20 protein-coding genes are annotated in these 17,476 nt (G+C 72.0%); 9 read left to right on the forward strand and 11 right to left on the reverse strand.

The features are described 5' to 3' along the window. The first annotated feature begins 62 nt into the window (after positions 1-62). A complete protein-coding gene (locus DW309_RS03305) occupies positions 63-464 on the forward strand; it encodes a Fe-S oxidoreductase (RefSeq protein WP_136032641.1) in 402 nt (133 codons plus the stop codon). Between the two features lies 1 nt (position 465). Here DW309_RS03305 and DW309_RS03310 read toward each other — a convergent pair whose 3' ends face one another. From DW309_RS03310 to DW309_RS03320, 3 genes are read right to left on the reverse strand one after another with little or no spacing between them, the layout of a single operon-like run. Continuing rightward, a complete protein-coding gene (locus tag DW309_RS03310; RefSeq protein WP_136044548.1) occupies positions 466-936 on the reverse strand; it encodes an SIP domain-containing protein in 471 nt (156 codons plus the stop codon). A 52-nt stretch (positions 937-988) separates the two neighbouring features. Then, complete coding sequence (locus DW309_RS03315; RefSeq protein ID WP_136044549.1) at positions 989-1,702, reverse strand: tyrosine-protein phosphatase; 714 nt, start codon at positions 1,700-1,702, stop codon at positions 989-991. Next, positions 1,699-2,175, reverse strand: coding sequence for a carboxymuconolactone decarboxylase family protein (locus DW309_RS03320; RefSeq protein WP_136036868.1), 477 nt, complete (start codon positions 2,173-2,175; stop codon positions 1,699-1,701). The genes DW309_RS03315 and DW309_RS03320 overlap by 4 nt, the downstream gene beginning before the upstream one ends. A 177-nt stretch (positions 2,176-2,352) precedes the next feature. Here DW309_RS03320 and DW309_RS03325 point away from each other — a divergent pair, with 177 nt between their 5' ends. From DW309_RS03325 to DW309_RS03350, 6 genes are all read left to right on the forward strand, one after another. Then, complete coding sequence (locus tag DW309_RS03325) at positions 2,353-3,279, forward strand: alpha/beta fold hydrolase (RefSeq protein ID WP_240745409.1); 927 nt, start codon at positions 2,353-2,355, stop codon at positions 3,277-3,279. A gap of 92 nt (positions 3,280-3,371) precedes the next feature. Beyond that, complete coding sequence (locus DW309_RS03330; protein WP_136036870.1) at positions 3,372-4,892, forward strand: ABC transporter substrate-binding protein; 1,521 nt, start codon at positions 3,372-3,374, stop codon at positions 4,890-4,892. A gap of 18 nt (positions 4,893-4,910) precedes the next feature. Continuing rightward, positions 4,911-5,861 carry an ABC transporter permease gene (locus tag DW309_RS03335; protein WP_136032606.1) on the forward strand — a complete coding sequence of 317 codons (951 nt, stop codon included), beginning with the start codon at positions 4,911-4,913 and terminating at the stop codon, positions 5,859-5,861. Next, entirely contained in the window at positions 5,858-6,727 is an 870-nt protein-coding gene (locus DW309_RS03340; protein ID WP_136044551.1) for an ABC transporter permease, read from the forward strand. The genes DW309_RS03335 and DW309_RS03340 overlap by 4 nt, the downstream gene beginning before the upstream one ends. Beyond that, positions 6,724-7,515, forward strand: a complete 792-nt coding sequence (locus DW309_RS03345) for an ABC transporter ATP-binding protein (protein ID WP_136044552.1) — start codon at positions 6,724-6,726, stop codon at positions 7,513-7,515. Before DW309_RS03340 ends, DW309_RS03345 begins: the two co-directional genes overlap by 4 nt. Further along, positions 7,512-8,309 carry an ABC transporter ATP-binding protein gene (locus DW309_RS03350; protein ID WP_136044553.1) on the forward strand — a complete coding sequence of 266 codons (798 nt, stop codon included), beginning with the start codon at positions 7,512-7,514 and terminating at the stop codon, positions 8,307-8,309. Before DW309_RS03345 ends, DW309_RS03350 begins: the two co-directional genes overlap by 4 nt. A gap of 3 nt (positions 8,310-8,312) precedes the next feature. Here DW309_RS03350 and DW309_RS03355 read toward each other — a convergent pair whose 3' ends face one another. The 4 genes from DW309_RS03355 to DW309_RS03370 form a co-directional block, all read right to left on the reverse strand. Next, positions 8,313-8,930 (reverse strand): GNAT family N-acetyltransferase, encoded by a 618-nt coding sequence (locus DW309_RS03355; RefSeq protein WP_136032614.1) that lies wholly within the window; start codon positions 8,928-8,930, stop codon positions 8,313-8,315. A 4-nt stretch (positions 8,931-8,934) separates the two neighbouring features. Next, the gene (locus DW309_RS03360) at positions 8,935-9,651 is read right to left on the reverse strand and encodes a uracil-DNA glycosylase (protein ID WP_136032616.1); all 717 of its coding nucleotides are present in this window, start codon (positions 9,649-9,651) and stop codon (positions 8,935-8,937) included. Next, positions 9,651-10,433: an SDR family oxidoreductase gene (locus DW309_RS03365; protein ID WP_205812606.1), complete on the reverse strand. Its 783-nt coding sequence runs from the start codon at positions 10,431-10,433 to the stop codon at positions 9,651-9,653. Before DW309_RS03365 ends, DW309_RS03360 begins: the two co-directional genes overlap by 1 nt. Positions 10,434-10,496: 63 nt before the next feature. Continuing rightward, positions 10,497-11,099, reverse strand: a complete 603-nt coding sequence (locus DW309_RS03370) for a hypothetical protein (RefSeq protein WP_136044554.1) — start codon at positions 11,097-11,099, stop codon at positions 10,497-10,499. A 208-nt stretch (positions 11,100-11,307) separates the two neighbouring features. On the opposite strand from DW309_RS03370, the gene DW309_RS03375 reads away from it, so the two are divergent. Then, complete coding sequence (locus DW309_RS03375) at positions 11,308-12,630, forward strand: bifunctional o-acetylhomoserine/o-acetylserine sulfhydrylase (RefSeq protein ID WP_136036875.1); 1,323 nt, start codon at positions 11,308-11,310, stop codon at positions 12,628-12,630. Between the two features lie 106 nt (positions 12,631-12,736). Next, positions 12,737-13,942 carry a homoserine O-acetyltransferase MetX gene (metX, locus tag DW309_RS03380; RefSeq protein ID WP_136044555.1) on the forward strand — a complete coding sequence of 402 codons (1,206 nt, stop codon included), beginning with the start codon at positions 12,737-12,739 and terminating at the stop codon, positions 13,940-13,942. Between the two features lie 2 nt (positions 13,943-13,944). On the opposite strand, the gene DW309_RS03385 is transcribed toward metX, so the two are convergent. The 4 genes from DW309_RS03385 to DW309_RS03400 are packed head-to-tail and all read right to left on the reverse strand — an operon-like array spanning position 13,945 to position 17,377. Further along, on the reverse strand, positions 13,945-14,550 hold the full coding sequence (locus DW309_RS03385; RefSeq protein WP_136036877.1) for an NUDIX hydrolase: 606 nt from the start codon (positions 14,548-14,550) through the stop codon (positions 13,945-13,947). 9 nt (positions 14,551-14,559) lie between these two features. Then, on the reverse strand, positions 14,560-15,789 hold the full coding sequence (locus tag DW309_RS03390; protein WP_136032628.1) for an MFS transporter: 1,230 nt from the start codon (positions 15,787-15,789) through the stop codon (positions 14,560-14,562). A 9-nt stretch (positions 15,790-15,798) separates the two neighbouring features. Further along, the gene (locus DW309_RS03395; RefSeq protein WP_136044556.1) at positions 15,799-16,134 is read right to left on the reverse strand and encodes a thiamine-binding protein; all 336 of its coding nucleotides are present in this window, start codon (positions 16,132-16,134) and stop codon (positions 15,799-15,801) included. Between the two features lie 4 nt (positions 16,135-16,138). Then, positions 16,139-17,377: a glycosyltransferase family protein gene (locus DW309_RS03400; protein WP_240753114.1), complete on the reverse strand. Its 1,239-nt coding sequence runs from the start codon at positions 17,375-17,377 to the stop codon at positions 16,139-16,141. Positions 17,378-17,476: the final 99 nt, after the last annotated feature.

The following is a 17,476-nucleotide window of genomic DNA, read 5'->3' on the forward strand; positions in this document are numbered from 1 at the left end:
CGCCTGGTCGGAGCGGTCGCGTGACGCCGCCGGAGGGCTGGCAGGACGAGGCCGCCGAACGGCTGCGCCGCGGGCGGCGTGCGGATCGTCGCATCCCCGCGTTCCTGCTGCGCTCCCCCATCAGCCGCCTGGGCTACGCCTGGGGTACAGCCGTCGGCTGGCTCTGGGGCTCCCTGTGGAGCACGGGGCGGGTCGAGCGACGCAACGGCCTGTGGATCTTCCGCGGCATGCCCTCGTGGACGTTCAACCGTGGCGGTGTGTGCGTCGGTGGCTGCTTCCTCACCGGTGACGAACCGCCGAGCGACGCGGTCCTGCGACACGAGGCGGTGCACAAGGAGCAGTGGCTGCGCTACGGGTTCCTGATGCCGGTGCTGTACCTGTTCGCGGGGCGCGACCCGCTGCGCAACCGCTTCGAGATCGAGGCGGGGCTGGAAGACGGCAACTACGTCCGTCGTCCGCGCTGAGTCAGCGCGCGATCGGCAGGAGGCCGAAGCGCTCCGGTGCGTGGATCAGACCGGGGGCGATGCCGAGGGCGCCGGTGAGGTGCTCGACGATGTCGGCCGTGCCGAGGTAGCCGCCCAGCAGCGTGACGTGGGTCTCCACCTCGTCGTCGCACATCATCTCGTCGGCCCAGGCGCAGGTGGCACGGGCGAGCGCCTGTCCCGCGGCGCAGGCGCGACCGCTGCCCGGGGTTCCCGAGCGCTGTCCGCGCGCGAGCCAGGTGACCGTCATGCGACCGGGTGCCTCGATCACGCCGATGTCGGACACCTCGGGCACCTCGATGAAGATGCGACCGGAGGCGCACAGGGGCAGCGTGGCCAGGAAGGCCTCGAGCTCCGCGAGGGAGTGCTCATCGGCCGTCACCAGGTGGTGGGCGCGGCGACGCGCGGCACGACGTGCAGCGCGGGCTCCGCGGATCTCGAGCGAGGTGGTCATGATGGCTCCATGCTACACCAAGTGAAGGCTTGCCTAACCTTCCTCCGCGACCTCAGTCGATGGGCTCGACCAGGGCGGCACGCAGGGCGTCGAGCTCGCCCTCGGTCATGCCGTTGGCGCGCAGGTATCCCGCCGCCGAGCCCCAGCGCTCATCGACCTGCGCGAGCAGCCGTCGCATGACGTCGGCGGGCGACTGCGTGGCAAGGGCCACCGCGTGCACCGCCTCCGGGTGCTGTGAGCGCAGATACTCCGCGATGCGCCGCGAGCGCTCCGGCGGCAGCTGCGACTCGGTGAGCGCGTAATCCGCGATCACCGCCTCCCGATCGGCGCCGACGGCCGACAGGGCGAGCGCGACGGTCACCCCGGTGCGGTCCTTGCCCACCGTGCAGTGCACCAGGGTCGGGTCGCCGGCGGCGATGATGCGGACGGCCTCCACCAGCCGGTCGCCGCTCTCCTCCAGCAGGTGCAGGTACAGGTCGTCGAGGCTCACGTCCGACTCGAAGAAGGAGCGGACGGACCCGAGGAAGAGCGGCAGGTGCGTCGTCTCCGGCCCGTCGATCTCGCTCGGCTCCGCGGCGACCTCCTCCCCGTCGCGCAGATCCACGATGCGCGCCACGGCGTCCCGCAGGACAGCGGCCCCGGCGGGCGTCGCGGTGGAGAGCTGACCGGACCGCAGCAGCACACCCGAGCGGATGCGCCCGCCTTCCGCCGGCATCCCGCCCACGTCTCGGACGTTCGAGACGCCCTCGACGTCGAGAACGGTCATGACGCGGCGGGTGCGGTGCGCGGCGGCACCGGGTAGCGACCGGCGATGACGATGCGGTTGAACGCGTTGATCGATACGCAGGCCCAGCTCAGCGCGGCGTACTCCTTCTCGGTGAAGACGCTGCCGACCAGGTCGTACACCTCGTCGGAGATGCCGTCCTCCGCGATGAACGTGAACGCCTCGGCGAGCTCGAGCGCCGCCCGCTCCCGGTCGCTGAAGACCCCGCTCTCGCGCCACACGGGGATCTGCGTGAGCGTGTCGGCGTCGATCCCGGCGGCGGCCGCGCGATCGACATGGATGCGCGTGCAATAGCTGCACCCGTTCAACTGCGAGCAGTGGATCATGACGAGCTCCTTGAGCCGGTCATCGATCCCGTTCGCCGCACAGATGGAGCCGACCGTCTTGGAGAACGCGTCGAGGGCCTGATACGCAGCCGGCTCGGTCTTGGAGAGATGCACGCGCTGTTCGGTCATGCCTCCATGATATGGCGCGGTCGAGGCGCAGCGACCGGCGAGCGCGCGCACCCGGAAATGCAGAAGGCCAAGCTACTCGCCATGATGCTCATCGAAACAAGAAGTAATCGACCGTAGCTTCTTGTCACAATGCTCCCGCATTTCCGCGTCGGCGTGGCAGGGGCGCAGAATAGCCCCGTGGCGATCGACACCAGCGAGTTCACCTATCTTCCCGCACAGGCCGAAGCGCTCGGCGTCCCCCTCCCGGAGGTGCAGCGCCTGACACTCCCGCTCGCGGACGGCCGCACCCTCAGCGCCCTCCGGTTCGGCACGGGCGAGCCCCGGATCACGCTCCTGCACGGGGCCGGGCTCAACGCGCACACGTGGGACACGACCGCGCTGGCCCTGCAGCAGCCGGTGCTCGCGATCGACCTCGCCGGTCACGGCGACTCCTCGTGGCGCGACGACGCCGACTACACCCCCCGCGTGCTCGCCGCCGACGTGGCCGCCGCGCTCGACGCCTGGACGACCCAGCCGCAGGTGGTCGTCGGCCAGTCCCTCGGCGGGCTCACCGGCGCCGCCCTCGCCGCGGCCCGCCCCGACCTCGTGGCCGAACTCGTGGTCGTCGACATCACGCCGGGAGTGGACGTGACCGCCGGCCCCGCGGCGCTGCGGGCGTTCTACGAGGGCCCGACCGACTTCGCCACCCGCGACGAGCTGGTCGACAAGGCCATGGCGCTCGGCTTCGGCGGCACCCGCCCCGAGACCGAGCGCGGCGTCTTCCTCAACACGCGTGTGCGCGACGACGGCCGGATCGAGTGGAAGCACCACTTCGCCCACCTCGCGGCGCAGGCGCTGTCGGCGCACGACCCCGGCACCCCGGCCGCCCCGTCCGTCCTGCACGAGACCGGCTGGGACGACCTCGCCGGCGTGCGCTCCCCGCTGACGCTGGTCCGGGCGGAGCGGGGCTTCGTGAGCGCCGAGGACGCCGCCGAGCTGCAGCGCCGCCTCCCCGCCGCCCGCGTGGTCGTGCTCGACGCCACCCACAACGTGCAGGAGACCGCGCCCGCCGAGCTGGCTGCGCTCCTGACCTCGCGCACCACGTCGGCGACCGGCGGAATATGACGTTCCGTTCCGTCGCCGACCCCCGCACCTCCCCGCAACCCTAGGCTCGTCCCACCGGCACACAGCACCTGCCGCACCGAGAGGAAACACCCATGTTCTTTCGTCACCGACGCCTCGCGCTGATCTCCGCACTCGCGGCCACCGCCGTCGTGCTCAGCGCCTGCTCCGGCTCCGCAGAGCCCGGACCCTCCACCGGGACCGGCGAGCCCGATTCGAACGCGACGCTGCACGTGGGGCTCGTGCTCGAGCCCACCAACCTCGACATCCGCCACACGAGCGGTGCCGCCCTCGAGCAGATCCTCATCGACAACATCTACGAGGGCCTCGTCAGCCGCACGCAGGAGAACGAGATCGAGGGGCGTCTGGCCTCGGACTACGAGGTGTCGGACGACGGGCTGACCTACACGTTCACGCTGAACGACGGAGTCGTCTTCCACGACGGCACTCCCCTGACCTCCGCCGACGTCGTCTCGTCGTACGAGACCGTGCGCACCGACGCCACCGTGCAGGGCAACGCCGAGTTCGCGTCGGTCGCCTCGATCACCGCCCCCGACCCGACCACCGTGCAGATCGTGCTGTCCGCGCCGAACCAGAACTTCCTGTTCGCACTCACGGGCCCGGCCGGACTCGTGTTCAAGACCGGCGACACGACCGATCTGAAGACCGCGGAGAACGGCACCGGCCCGTTCACGCTCTCGCGCTGGAACAAGGGCAGCACCATCACGTTCGCGCGCAACGACGAGTACTGGGGCGACCCGGTGAGCGTCGCCGAGGTCGAGTTCCAGTACATCCCCGACTTCACCGCCGGCGTGAACGCGGCGCTCGCCGGCGACGTCGACGTGCTCACCGCCGTCGACCCGAACCTCGCATCGCAGCTGGAGGACTCCGGCGACTTCACCCTCACGAAGGGCCGCACGACCGACAAGGCCACGCTCGCGTTCAACAACAAGAAGGCGCCGCTCGACGACGTGCGCGTGCGTGAGGCGCTGCGCCTGGCGATCGACCACGACGCGCTGATCGAGGCCGTCGGAGCCGGCACCCCGCTGTACGGGCCGATCCCCGAGCTCGACCCGGGCTACGAGGACCTCTCCGACGTGATCTCCTACGACCCGGAGCGCGCGAAGGAGCTGCTGGCCGAGGCGGGGCAGGAGGACCTCGACCTCACGCTCACGATCCCCTCGTTCTACGGCACGACCGTCCCGAAGGTGCTCATCTCCGACTTCGACAAGGTCGGCGTGAACCTCGAGGTCGACTCGGTGGAGTTCCCGACCTGGCTCGAAGACGTCTACACCAACAAGGACTACGACCTCAGCTTCGTGCTGCACGTCGAGCCGCGCGACTTCGGCAACTTCGCCAACCCGGACTACTACTTCGGCTACGACAACGCCGAGGTGCAGGACCTGTACGCCCAGGCGCTGGCCGAGGTCGACCCCGACGCGTCGGCGAAGCTGCTCGCCCAGGCCGCCCGCATCGTGTCGGAGGACCACGCGGCCGACTGGCTGTATAACGGCGAGACCATCACCGCGGTCAGCCCGATCGTCTCGGGCTTCCCGGAGGACTCGATCAACTCGCGCATCAACCTGGCGGACGTCACCGTCAGCAGCGCCGACTGAGCGCCCGGTTCCGACCCCGTGCTGCGCTACGCGCTCGTCCGAGGGGCCCTGCTCATCGCAGGGCTCCTCGTGTCGAGCGCGCTCATCTTCCTGACCCTCCGGGTGTTCCCCGGTGACGTCGCCCAGCTCATCGCCGGGACCCAGGCCTCGCCCTCCGAGGTCGAAGCCCTCCGGGAGTCGCTCGGCCTGAACCGTCCCCTGCTCGCGCAGTACACCGACTGGATCGGCGGCATCTTCCGCGGCGACCTCGGCACCTCCCTCCTCTCCGGCGCGTCCGTCGGCGAGGAGCTGCTGCTCAAGGCGCAGGTCACGGTGCCGCTCGGCCTGCTGTCGCTGCTGATCGCGGTGCTCATCGCCGTGCCGTTCGGGATCCTCGCGGCCCTTCTGCGCGGCCGGCGCGGCGGGACGGCGCTCAGCGTCGGTGCGCAGGCGCTCGCGGCCGTTCCGGTGGTCTGGGCGGGCATGATGCTGATCGTGGTGTTCTCCGTGTGGCTCGGCTGGCTCCCGCCGCAGGGCTTTCCGCGCACCGGCTGGTCGACCCCGGGCCGGGCCATCGAGGCGCTGCTGCTTCCCGCGCTGACCATCGGGATCGTGGAGGGCGCGATGCTCATGCGGTTCGTGCGCAGCGCCACGCTCCAGGCCGCTGGTCAGGATTTCGTGCGCACGGCCGCGGCCAAAGGGCTCACCCGCACGCGCGCCCTGATCCAGCACGGCATCCCGGCGGTCGGGCTGTCGATCGTGACGGTGCTCGGGCTCCAGGTCGCCGGGATCATCGTCGGCTCCGTCGTGATCGAGCAGCTGTTCACCCTGCCCGGCATCGGCCGGATGCTGGTGGCCGACGTGGGCACGCGCGACCTGATCAAGGTGCAGAGCGAGCTGCTCGTGCTCACCGGGTTCGTCCTGGTCGTGGGCTTCGTGGTCGACCTGCTGCATCGCGCGATCGACCCGAGACAGCGGGAGGCCGCATGACCCCCCGCTGGCTGCACCGGCTGTGGCAGACCGCGACCGGACGCTTCGGCCTGATCGTGGTCGCCGTGATCGCGCTCGCGGCCCTCGTATCGCTGTTCTGGACGCCGTTCGACCCGCGCGCCTCCGACATCGGCGACCGTTGGCTGCCGCCGGGCCTCCCCCACCTGCTGGGCACCGACGACACCGGGCGCGACATCCTCAGTCTGCTGATGGCCGGGGCCCGCACGACCGTGTTCGTCAGTGTCGGCGCCGGCGTCATCGCCACGCTCGTCGGCATCGCGCTCGCGACCCTCGGAGCGCTCACCACGCGGCTCGTGCGCGAGACCGTGGCCGTGCTCGTCGACATCCTGATCGCCTTCCCGGTGCTGCTCATCGCGATGATGATCTCGTCGGTGTGGGGCGGGTCGCTGTGGGTCGTCATCTGGGCGGTCGGCATCGGGTTCGGCGTGAACATCGCCCGGGTCACGCGCCCCGAGCTGCGCCGCGTGCAGCAGAGCGACTTCATCCTCGCCGCCCGCGCCTCGGGGCTGACACCGGCGCAGACGCTCGTGCGCCACCTGCTGCCGAACGTGGCCCCGGTGTTCATCGTGCAGCTGTCGTGGTCGATGGCGGTGGCCGTGCTCGCCGAGGCCGGCCTGTCCTACCTCGGCTTCGGCGCCTCGGTGGTCGAGCCGAGCTGGGGTCTGCTGCTCGCCGATCTGCAGCGCTACATCGGCGTGCACCCGCTCACGGTCATCTGGCCTGGACTGACCATCACCCTCACGGTGCTGGCGCTCAACCTGCTGGGCGACGGACTGCGCGAGGCGACCGACCCGACCCTGCGGCACCGCGCCGCCGAGACGCACACCCCGGCGGTGGTCGCGTGAGCCTGGTGGTGGAGGACCTGGTCGTCGAGCTCGACGGGCGACGCCTGGTCGACGGCGTGTCGTTCGAGGTGCCCGATGGCGCCAGGGTCGGGCTGATCGGCGAATCCGGCTCCGGAAAGTCGCTCACGGCGCTTGCAGTGCTCGGGCTGCTCCCGGACGGGGCGACCGCGCACGGCAGCATCCGCTGGGACGGCACCGAGCTGATCGGCCTTCCCGACCGGGAGCTCGCGCGGCTGCGCGGCGACGACATCGGCATCGTGTTCCAGGAGCCGCGTACGGCCCTGAACCCGATCCGCACCGTGGGGCGGCAGATCGCCGAGTCGATCCGCATCCACCAGGGTCTCGGGAAGCGCGAGGCCAGGGAGCGCGCGATCGCCCAGGCAGCACGCGTGCGGCTCCCCGACCCCGAGACCATCGTCGACCGCTACCCGCACCAGCTCTCGGGCGGGCAGCGGCAGCGGGTGGCGATCGCGATGGCCCTCGCCTGCCGCCCTCGGCTGCTCATCGCCGACGAACCCACCACGGCGCTCGACGTGACGATCCAGGCGGAGATCCTGTCCCTGCTGCTGGGGCTCGTAGAAGACGAGGGCATGTCGCTCGTGTTCATCACGCACGACCTCGCGGTGCTGGCCCAGGTGGCGACAGCGGGCGTGGTGCTCGAACACGGCAGGGTCGTCGAGGCCGCACCCGTGTCGACCCTGCTCAGCACCCCCGCCTCCCCCGTGACGCAGGGGCTGCTGCGCGATGCGACCGCCACCCTGTGGCGGCCGGAAGGCGGTGCGGCATGAGCCTGATCGAGGCACGCGGCCTGCGGCGGGACTTCGTGGTACCGAAGCGCACGACCTTCGAGCGCACGCGGCGGCAGACCGCGCTGGAGCCCACCGACCTCGACGTGGTCGAGGGGTCGTCGGTCGGCATCATCGGCGAGTCGGGGTCGGGCAAGTCCACCCTTATGCGGCTGCTCCTCGGGCTCGACCGCCCGACCGCCGGAACGGTCGCGGTGGACGGTCGTGCGGTCGACGCCGCGGCTTCCGCCCGGGCACTGCACTGGCTGCGACGGCAGACCGGGCTCGTGTTCCCGGACCCGTACGCGTCGCTCGACCCCCGCATGACCGCCGGCCAGATCGTGCGGGAGCCCCTGTGGGCCCTGGGCATCGAGGGCGACCACCGGGCACGCGTACGGGAAGTGCTCGCCCAGGTCGGGCTCGAGCCGGACATGGGCGACCGCTACCCGCACGAGTTCTCCGGCGGGCAGCGGCAGCGCATCGCCCTCGCCCGCGCGATCGTGCATCGTCCGCGCATCCTCGTGGGCGACGAGCCGCTGTCCGCCCTCGACGTCACGGTGCGCGCGCAGATCCTCGACCTGCTGCGCGAGCTCAAGGCGACCTCCGAGCTGACGCTGCTGCTCGTCTCGCACGACATCGGCGTGGTGCAGAACCTGTGCGACACGGTCGTGGTGATGAAGGACGGCCGCATCGTCGAGCGCGGTGCGACGGCGGACGTGCTGCTGCACCCCGCGCACGACTACACGCGGGCGCTGCTGGCGGCGATCCCGGTCATCCCCGGGCCTGCGGAGGGGTGAGGCTCAGCGGGAGCGGCCGAACAGCGCGCCGCGACGCGGACGGGACGGGCGCAGCGCCCGGCGCAGATACACGGTGCCGAGGTCGCGGCCGAACTTGTGTCCGACGCGTCCCATCCGCCCCGCCTCGACGAAGCCGAGCTTCTCGTGCAACCGGATCGACGCCTCGGCCCCGCGGTCGCTGATCACCGCGACCATCTCGCGGATGCCGCGCTGCTCGCACGCGTCGATGAGCGCCTGCAGGAGCGCCGACCCCAGCCCCTTCCCGCCCGCCCCCGGGCCGAGGTAGATCGAGTCCTCGACCGTGTAGCGGTACGCGTTCTTGCCCGCCCACGGCTGCGCCACCGCGTAGCCCAGCACGGCCCCCGATGGCGACACCGCCACCAGGAACGGGAGCCCGAGACGGTCGAGCAGCGCATACTTCTCCCGCCAGGACGGGATCGTGCTGCGGCGCTCGTCGAGCGTGACCGCCGAGTTGCTCACGAAGTGGTTGTAGATCTCGCGCACGTGAGGGAGGTCGGCGGGACGCGCGGGCCGGATGGCGTACGCGAAGACCTCGGGAGCCGGTGCCGGTCGCAGATGGCGCGGCAGCACCCGGCGACGGTCCCCCGGCTCGAACTGCATGCGCTCAGCTTAGGGAGGCCTCCGCCTCGCCCTCCACCCGCCAGTCCACCGGGTCGCCGCCCGCCTCCGCCAGCAGCGCGTTGGCGCGGGAGAAGGGCCGCGAACCGAAGAAGCCGCGGCTCGCCGAGAGCGGCGACGGGTGCGCGGATTCGATCACCGGCGTGTCGCCGAGCAGCGGACGGAGGTTCGCGGCGTCCCTGCCCCACAGCACGGCGACGAGCGGCTGGTCCCGGGCGACGAGCGCACGGATCGCGAGCTCTGTCACCTCCTCCCAGCCCCAGCGGCGGTGCGAGCCCGCCGCGCCCGGCTGCACGGTGAGCACCCGGTTGAGCAGCAGCACGCCCTGGTCGCTCCACGCCGTGAGGTCGCCATGCGGCGCGGGCGGGAGACCGAGGTCGCTCTCGCGCTCCTTGTAGATGTTCGTCAGACTCCGCGGCAGCGGTCGCACGTGGCGGTCCACCGCGAACGACAGCCCGATCGGATGCCCCGGCGTGGGGTACGGGTCCTGCCCCGTGATGAGCACCCGCACCTCCGACAGCGGCCGCTGGAACGCCCGCAGCACGTTCTCGCCCGCGGGAAGGTAGCCGCGACCGGCCGCCTGTTCCGCACGGAGCCGCTCGCCGAGCGCGGTGATCCGCTCCTGCGCGGGAGCCAGAGCCTCCGCCCAGCCCGGATCGATCAGTCCGTCGCGCGCGAGCTCGGCGAGGCCGCGGCCCGCCATCACTCCGCGGTCCGCACGCGCAGCGGACCCCGCGCGAGCAGGTGCTGGGCGGACTGCGCCACCGGGCGCATCGTGATCAGGTCGAGATTGACGTGTGCGGGAGCCCCCAGCGCGTAGGCGATCACATCGGCGACGTCGTCGGCCAGGAGGGGCGCCTCGACCCCGGCGTACACCGCCTCCGCCGCGACCGCGTCGCCGCCGAGACGGTTGAGCGTGAACTCCTCCGTGTGCACCATCCCCGGTGCGACCTCCACGACCCGGATGGGCTCGCCGTTGAGCTCCTGGCGCAGGGCCCGCACCAGCATGCCCTCGGCCGCCTTCGCCGCGTTGTACCCCGCCCCGCCCGGATAAGCCGTCTGCGCGGCGGTCGAGGTCACGAACACCGTGTCGGCGTGCCCGTCCACCTCGGCCGTCGCCCGCAGGAGGGGCAGGAGCCCCGCGACCAGGCGCTGCGTGGCCAGCACGTTCGCGTCGAACATCCACTGCCAGTCGTCGATCGCGGCATCCTCCACGCGGTCCGTCCCGCGCGCGCCCCCGGCGACCTGCACCAGCGCGTGCAGCGGACCCGAACGCTCGAGCTCTCCGACCAGGGCCGACACGGCGGCACCGTCGGTCAGGTCGCACGCGATCACCGAGGCCCCGGTCTCCGCGGCCAGGGCCCGCAGGCGTTCCTCCCGGCGGGCGACGCCGACGACGTCCCATCCCCGCCCCCGCAGCGCGCGCACCGTCGCCGCGCCGATCCCGGAACTCGCCCCTGTCACCACTGCACGTCTGTTCGCCATGCCATCCACCGTACGATGTCCTCACCCGATTCCCGAGCGACGATCGCCGCGGTGCCGCGAACGTCAGAACAGCGTGGCGGTGCGCGTGTGCACGGTGCCGTCGCTGGGGCTCCCCGTCGAGGTGACCGTCACGGGGATACCCGAGTTCAGCGGCGTCGGACCGAGGATGCCGAACGTGACGTGGGTGACCCCCTGCCCCGCGACGCTGCCCACGTACGCCAGCGTGTACGTCACGGTGCCGTCGCCGTTGTCGGTCACGCCCCCCGGGGTCCAGGTCGGGTCGGTCGCCGGGAGCGCGGGAACCGACGGGCTCGACCCGCCGGCGTTCGCGATGACGACCGGTTGCAGCGCGCCGACGTCGGCTCGATTCATGGTGACGGTGACCGTGCCGCTGGTGATGTCCGCCACCGGGATCGTGGCAGCCTGCGTGTCGTCGTTGCGCAGCTGGATCGATGCGCCGTAGTACTGCGGGTCCACCCAGGTGCCGCCCTGCATGGTCTCGATCACGAATCGGCCCAGCCCTTCGGCCGACGCCGCCGCGGCCGGCGCGGCGGTCACGAGCGCGATCACCGGCACGGACCAGACCGCGCCCGCCAGCACGGTCCGGCGGGGCAGGCCCCGGGGTGCGTCATCGTGTGCGCCCGCACCGAGATCGTCGACAGTCATGGGGTCTCCTGTCCGCGGGCCCGTCGGCCGCGCCTGGCACGTACGGTAACCGGCACGGCGGCCGAGCGGAAGACCTGCGTCCTCCGCTCGAGGTGAGGAGCGCTGTGTTACGTCACATTTCCCGGCCGCTGTTGACACCGGGGGAAGTTCCGTACTCTCGCTGCAAGGGCACACGCCATCCGACTTCCGACCGTTCCAGGGGGAACACATGTCCGCACCCGAGACCTGGCGTTTCGAGACCAAGCAGATCCACTCGGGCGCCGCACCCGACCCGGTCACGAAGGCGCGTGCGACGCCGATCTACCAGACCACGTCGTACGTGTTCGACAACGCCGACCACGCCGCGAACCTGTTCGCGCTGGCCGAGTTCGGCAACATCTACACCCGCATCCAGAACCCGACCCAGGATGTGCTCGAGCAGCGCCTCGCGGCCCTCGAAGGGGGCACCGGCGCCCTCGTCCTGTCCAGCGGCCAGGCCGCCTCGACCTTCGCGATCCTCAACATCGCCCAGGCCGGCGACCACTTCGTCGCCTCCAGCTCGATCTACGGCGGCACCTACAACCTCTTCAAGTACACGCTCGCCAAGCTCGGCATCGAGGTCACGTTCGTCGAGAACCAGGACGACCCCGAGGAGTGGCGCCGCGCCGTCCGCCCGAACACCAAGCTGTTCTTCGCCGAGACCATCGGCAACCCGCAGATCAACGTGCTCGACATCCGCACGGTCGCCGACATCGCGCACGAGAACGGCGTCCCGCTGATCGTCGACAACACGATCGCGACGCCCTACCTCATCCGCCCGTTCGAGCACGGCGCCGACATCGTCGTCCACTCGATCACCAAGTTCCTCGGCGGCCACGGCACGACCATCGGCGGCGTCGTGATCGACGGCGGCCGTTTCGCGTGGTCGGAGAACGTCGAGAAGTTCCCCGGCCTCACCGAGCCCGACCCCTCGTACCACGGCGCCAGCTACACGGCCGCGGTCGGCGACGCGCTCGCCTACATCATCAAGGCCCGCGTGCAGCTGCTGCGCGACCTCGGCTCCTCCATCTCGCCGCAGAGCGCCTGGAACCTCATCCAGGGCGTGGAGACCCTGTCGCTGCGCATCGAGCGCCACGTGCAGAACGCCCAGGAGATCGCCGAGTGGCTGGACGGCCGCGACGACGTCGCCTCGGTCAACTACTCGGGTCTGCCCTCCTCGCCGTGGTACGCCAAGGCGAACGAGTACGCGCCGAAGGGCGTCGGCGCGGTGCTGTCGTTCGAGCTCAAGGGCGGCGTGGAGGCCGGTCGCGAGTTCGTCAACAGCCTGTCGCTGTTCAGCCACCTCGCCAACATCGGCGACGTGCGCTCGCTCGTCATCCACCCCGCCTCCACGACGCACGCGCAGCTCACGCCCGAGCAGCAGCTCACGGCGGGTGTCACGCCGGGCCTCGTGCGTCTGTCGGTGGGGCTCGAGAACATCGACGACCTGAAGGCCGACCTCGACCAGGCCCTCGCCGCCGCGCGCGCCGTCTCGGAGGCCGCCCGCGCCTGAGCGGACCGTCTCGCACGGATGCCCCGGACCACGCGGTCCGGGGCATCCGTCGTCCCCGCCGCGTAACCTGCCGCCGGAGCGCCGCCCGCCAGGCGAGAATGGGGGGATGGACTGGCAGACGACCTCCGAGGACACGGTGCCGTCGGCACCCGTGACGGAGGCCGACGTCCGTCTGCTCCGTGCCCGACCGCCCGCGACCGGCGCGTGGCGCGACGGAGACCCCGTGGGCGGGCGCCGCTTCGCCGCCTTCGGGTCCTTCCGCACCGAGAGCGGGGCCGAGCTCCCCGGCATCCGGCTGGCGTACGAGACCTGGGGCGAGCTGAACGCCGCACGGGACAACGCCGTGCTCGTGCTCCACGCGCTCACCGGCGACAGCCACGTGCGCGGCGAGGCAGGAGCCGGACACCCCACGGCCGGCTGGTGGGAGGACATCGTCGGGCCGGGCGCGGCGCTCGACACCGACCGGTGGTTCGTGATCGCGCCGAACATGCTCGGCGGCTGCCAGGGCTCGACCGGACCGGCGAGCATCGCCCCCGACGGCTACGAGTGGGCGTCGCGCTTCCCCTACCTCACGATCCGCGATCAGGTGGCCGCGCAGGTGCGCCTGGCCGACGCGCTCGGCATCGACACCTGGGCGGCGGTGATCGGCGGCTCGATGGGCGGCATGCACGCGCTGGAGTGGGCGGTCACCCATCCCGCCCGCGTCGAGCGGCTCGCCGTGCTGTCCTCGCCACCGGTGACGACGGCCGACCAGATCGCCCTGAACACGGTGCAGCTCGAGACCATCCGCATGGATCCGCGCTTCCAGGGCGGCGAGTACTACGACCTCTCCGACGGCGACGGCCCCCACCGCGGCCTCGCCCTCGCCCGGCGCATGGCCCTGCTGAACTACCGCAGCCCGATCGAGCTCAACCAGCGGTTCCAGCGGTCGTGGCAGTCCGACGTGTCACCGCTCGGGCACGGCGGGCGCTTCGCAGTGGAGTCGTACCTCGACTTCCACGGCAACAAGTTCACGCGCCGGTTCGACGCCAACAGCTACATCACCCTGGTCGAGGCCATGAACTCGCACGACGTGGGGCGCGGTCGCGGTGGTGTGGAGGAGGCACTGCGCGCGGTGACGGCCACGACCCTCGTGCTCGGCATCGACAGCGACCGGCTGTTCCCCGTCGACGGCCAGCAGCGTATCGCCCGCAGCATCCCCACCGTGCTCGACGACGACGCGGTGGTGCTGGCGAGCGACTTCGGCCACGACGGCTTCCTGATCGAGACCGACGCGGTCGGCACGCAGCTGCGACGCCTCCTCGACGCCTGAGCTCACGCCGGGGCGAAGCTCCACGGGCGAGCCGCGGCGTGCAGCGTGCCCTGCTCCCACGCGAAGGCCCGCCCGCCGTCGAGCACACGCGTCTGGAACAGCTCCGCCGCCCCGGCCGACGCGAGCGCCGCGGAGGCCCGGTCGTGCATCGACAGCCGGTGCAGCGTAACCCAGGTGGGCGGGAACAGCGTCCACTCCCCCGACGCGTGTCGGCCGAGGGCCTCCGCCGGGGTGACCCAGGCGAGTTCCGCGACCTCCGCCTCGGACGGCACGGCCTCGGCCCGCGGAGCCTCGGCGAGGAAGAACCAGGTGCGGATGCGGACGGGAGCCTCCGCGGGCGGCCGCCACTCCGACAGGGGCACGAGCCCGTCGATCACGAGGCCCACCTCCTCCGCGGTCTCGCGCACCGCCGCCCGCCGCGCATCGTCCACGCGGTCGGCGCCGTCGCGGCGATCGCCCTGCTCGACCTTGCCGCCGGGGAACACCCAGGCACCGGCGAACGAGCCACGCTCCGGCCGCCGCAGCAGCAGCACGCGGAAGCCCTCGTCGGCCGGTCGCAGCAGCACGGCCGTCCCCGCCAGCGGCAGCTCGTCGTCGGGGATCGTCACCCCGTCACTCTACGACGCGAGTACGACGACCGCTGGGGCGCGACGCGCCTCCACCCGGTACGACAGCAGCGCGATGAGCAGTCCGGCGACCGCGAGCGCGGCGCCGGTCCACGCGGGAGCGGTGAAGCCCCACCCGAGCGCGATCACGACGCCGCCCAGGAACGCGCCGAGGCTGTTGCCGACGTTCAGCGCGGAGTGGTTCATGGCCGCGGCGATCGACTGGTTGTCGCCCGCGACGTCCATGAGCCGCGTCTGGATGGTGGGGCTGAGCACAGACGAGACGAAGCCGACCAGCACCACCAGCAGGCCGAGGCTCACGATCCAGAACGACAGCACCGCCAGCAGCGCGAACACGACGCCCATCGCGGCCAGGCCACCCAGCAGCGTGCGCCGGAGGTCGATGTCGGCGAGGTGCCCGCCGACCAGGTTGCCCGCGGTCATACCCAGCCCCATCAGCACCAGCACGATCGGCACCGCCCACTCGGGCGACCCCGCGACCTCGGTGACCAGCGGCGCGATGTAGCTGTAGACGGCGAAGAAGCCGCCGAAGCCGATCGCGCCGACGCCGAGCGTGAACCACACCTGTCCGATGCGGAACACCCCGAGCTCCGCGCGCATCGTGCGACCGGGGTCGCCCGGGTGCGCCGGCACGAACAGGGCGATGCAGAGCGTGGCGAGGGCGAACACCAGCGCGACGACGGCGAACGCGGCACGCCAGCCCCACTGCTGCCCGAGGAACGTGCCCAGCGGCACTCCCACGACGTTCGCGACCGTGAGCCCGGTGAGGATGAAGGCGACGCCCTTCGCACGGTTGCCCGGCCCCATCACCTCCGCGGCCACGAGCGCGCCGATCCCGAAGTAGGCGCCGTGCGGCAGGCCGGCCAGGAACCGCGACGCGCCGACCAGCTCGAACGTGGGCAGCACGACGGTCAGCGCGTTGAACACCGTGAGCGCGAGCGCCAGCACGATCATCACACGGTGGCGCGGGAACCGGGCGACGAAGCCCGCGATGGTCGGCGCGCCGATCACCACGCCGAGCGCGTAGAGCGAGATCAGCCAGCCGGCCTGGCTCAGCGCCTCCTCCTGGCTGGTCGCCCAGACGGACGGCAGCAGGTCGGCGGCGATGTTCGGGAGCAGCCCCATCACGACGAATTCGGTCATGCCGATGCCGAAGCTGCCGATGGCGAGAGAGAGGAGCGCCCTCTTCGCCGCACCCCTCGATGCGGTCGAGGGATTCACCGGTTCAGCTTAGCGGGCGTCGGCCTCGTCGATCGCCGCCTCCAGGCGCTCGACCTTCGCGTCGAGCTCGCCCGAGTACCCCGGACGGATGTCGGCCTTGAGCACGAGGGACACGCGGGAGCCGAACGGCATGACCGCCTCGGTCGCACGCTTGACCACGTCCATCACGGTGTCCCAGTCGGGGCCCTCGATCTCGGTGAACATGCTCGTGGTGCGGTGCGGGAGTCCGGAGGCGCGCACCACGCGCACGGCGGCGGCCACCGCGTCGTGGACGGAGGCGTCGGAGCGGTCGACGGCACCGTCGGCCGGTGTGCCGCTGGGGGCGACGGAGAAGGCGATCAGCATGGGTTCACTCCTTGATTCGAGGGGGACGGACGGCGGGAACACGCAGGACGGCGCGCAAGCTCACGACGGTCAGAACGATGAGCAGCACATTGCGCAGCGTGAGCAGCAGCACGGGCACGGGCTCGGCCCGCAGCAGCGCGTCGTAGGTGAGCGGGTAGATCAGGCAGGTGACCAGGCACAGCGCCAGCACCAGCACGGCGGGCACCGTCGCGCGCGCCCTGTCCCACACGATCCAGAGGATCACGGGCGCGAGAAGCCAGGTCTGGAACTGCGGCGACCCCACCTTATTGCCGACGATCAGCACCGTCACGAGCGCGAGCGCGAGCGGCGGGAACAACCGGCCGAACACCGCACCGCGCGTGGCCTTGACCGCCCCGAGGGCGGTGACCGCGACGACCGCCACGGCCATCAGCGGCGTGAGGACCGCGGCGACCGCATCGACGCCCGGCGCGGTGATCTGGAACGTGAGGATGTCGAAGCTGTACTCGATGCGGGCGGCACCGGCCACCGCGAGCCACAGGAACGGCGTCGCCGCGACCGCCTCGATCTGCAGGCCGCGACCGGTCTGCGCGGTGAGGAACCCGAGGATCTCCGACCGGGCACCGAGCAGCACGAGCCCCCCGAGCACGACGGCCGTGACCACCAGCGCCGCCAGGAGCTGCCGCCACCGCCGGCGCCCGGCCACCACCGCCGCGAGCAGCAGCGCGCCCGGCCAGATCTTGATCCACGCGCCGACCGTCAGGAGGGCAGCGGCGAGCGCGGGCCGCGACAGCAGCCACAGGCCGGCGACGACCGCGATCGGCACGGTGACCGCGTCGATCCGGTACAGCGCGATGGGTCCGAGCAGCAGGAGCGCGGCGCACCAGAACCACGCCGCGGCCGTGCGCGCCCGGCCCGGACGACGCCCGACCAGCACGGCGAACGCGACAGCGTCGAGCACGCCCACCAGCACCGCCCAGGCCACGAGGTACGCGGACGAGACGCCGAGCAGGGGCACGAGCGGGGCGGCCAGGAGCCCGGCGAGCAGCATCGGCAGCAGCGCGAGCTGGGGGTACACCCACGGTTCGGTGACGCCCACGACCGGGCCGCCGCCGAGCGCCGCCGACGACCAGGGCTCGTACACCAGCACGACGTCGCCCATCGGCTGGCTCGGGTAGATCCACCCCGCGAGCGCGGTGAGCAGGTGCACCAGGAGGAACGCGGCCCACAGCGCGATCGTCCGGGCGGGCACGCGCCGGGTCACGACAGGACGTCCGCGATCGCGAGGGGCAGCGCCTCCGCCACGTCCAGCGCGACGATCGGGTGGCCCGTGCCACCCTCCCCCACCCCCGCGGCGATGCGC

It is taken from the genome of Microbacterium sp. K41, assembly GCF_004794395.1.
Taxonomy (GTDB): Bacteria; Actinomycetota; Actinomycetes; order Actinomycetales; family Microbacteriaceae; genus Microbacterium; species Microbacterium sufflavum.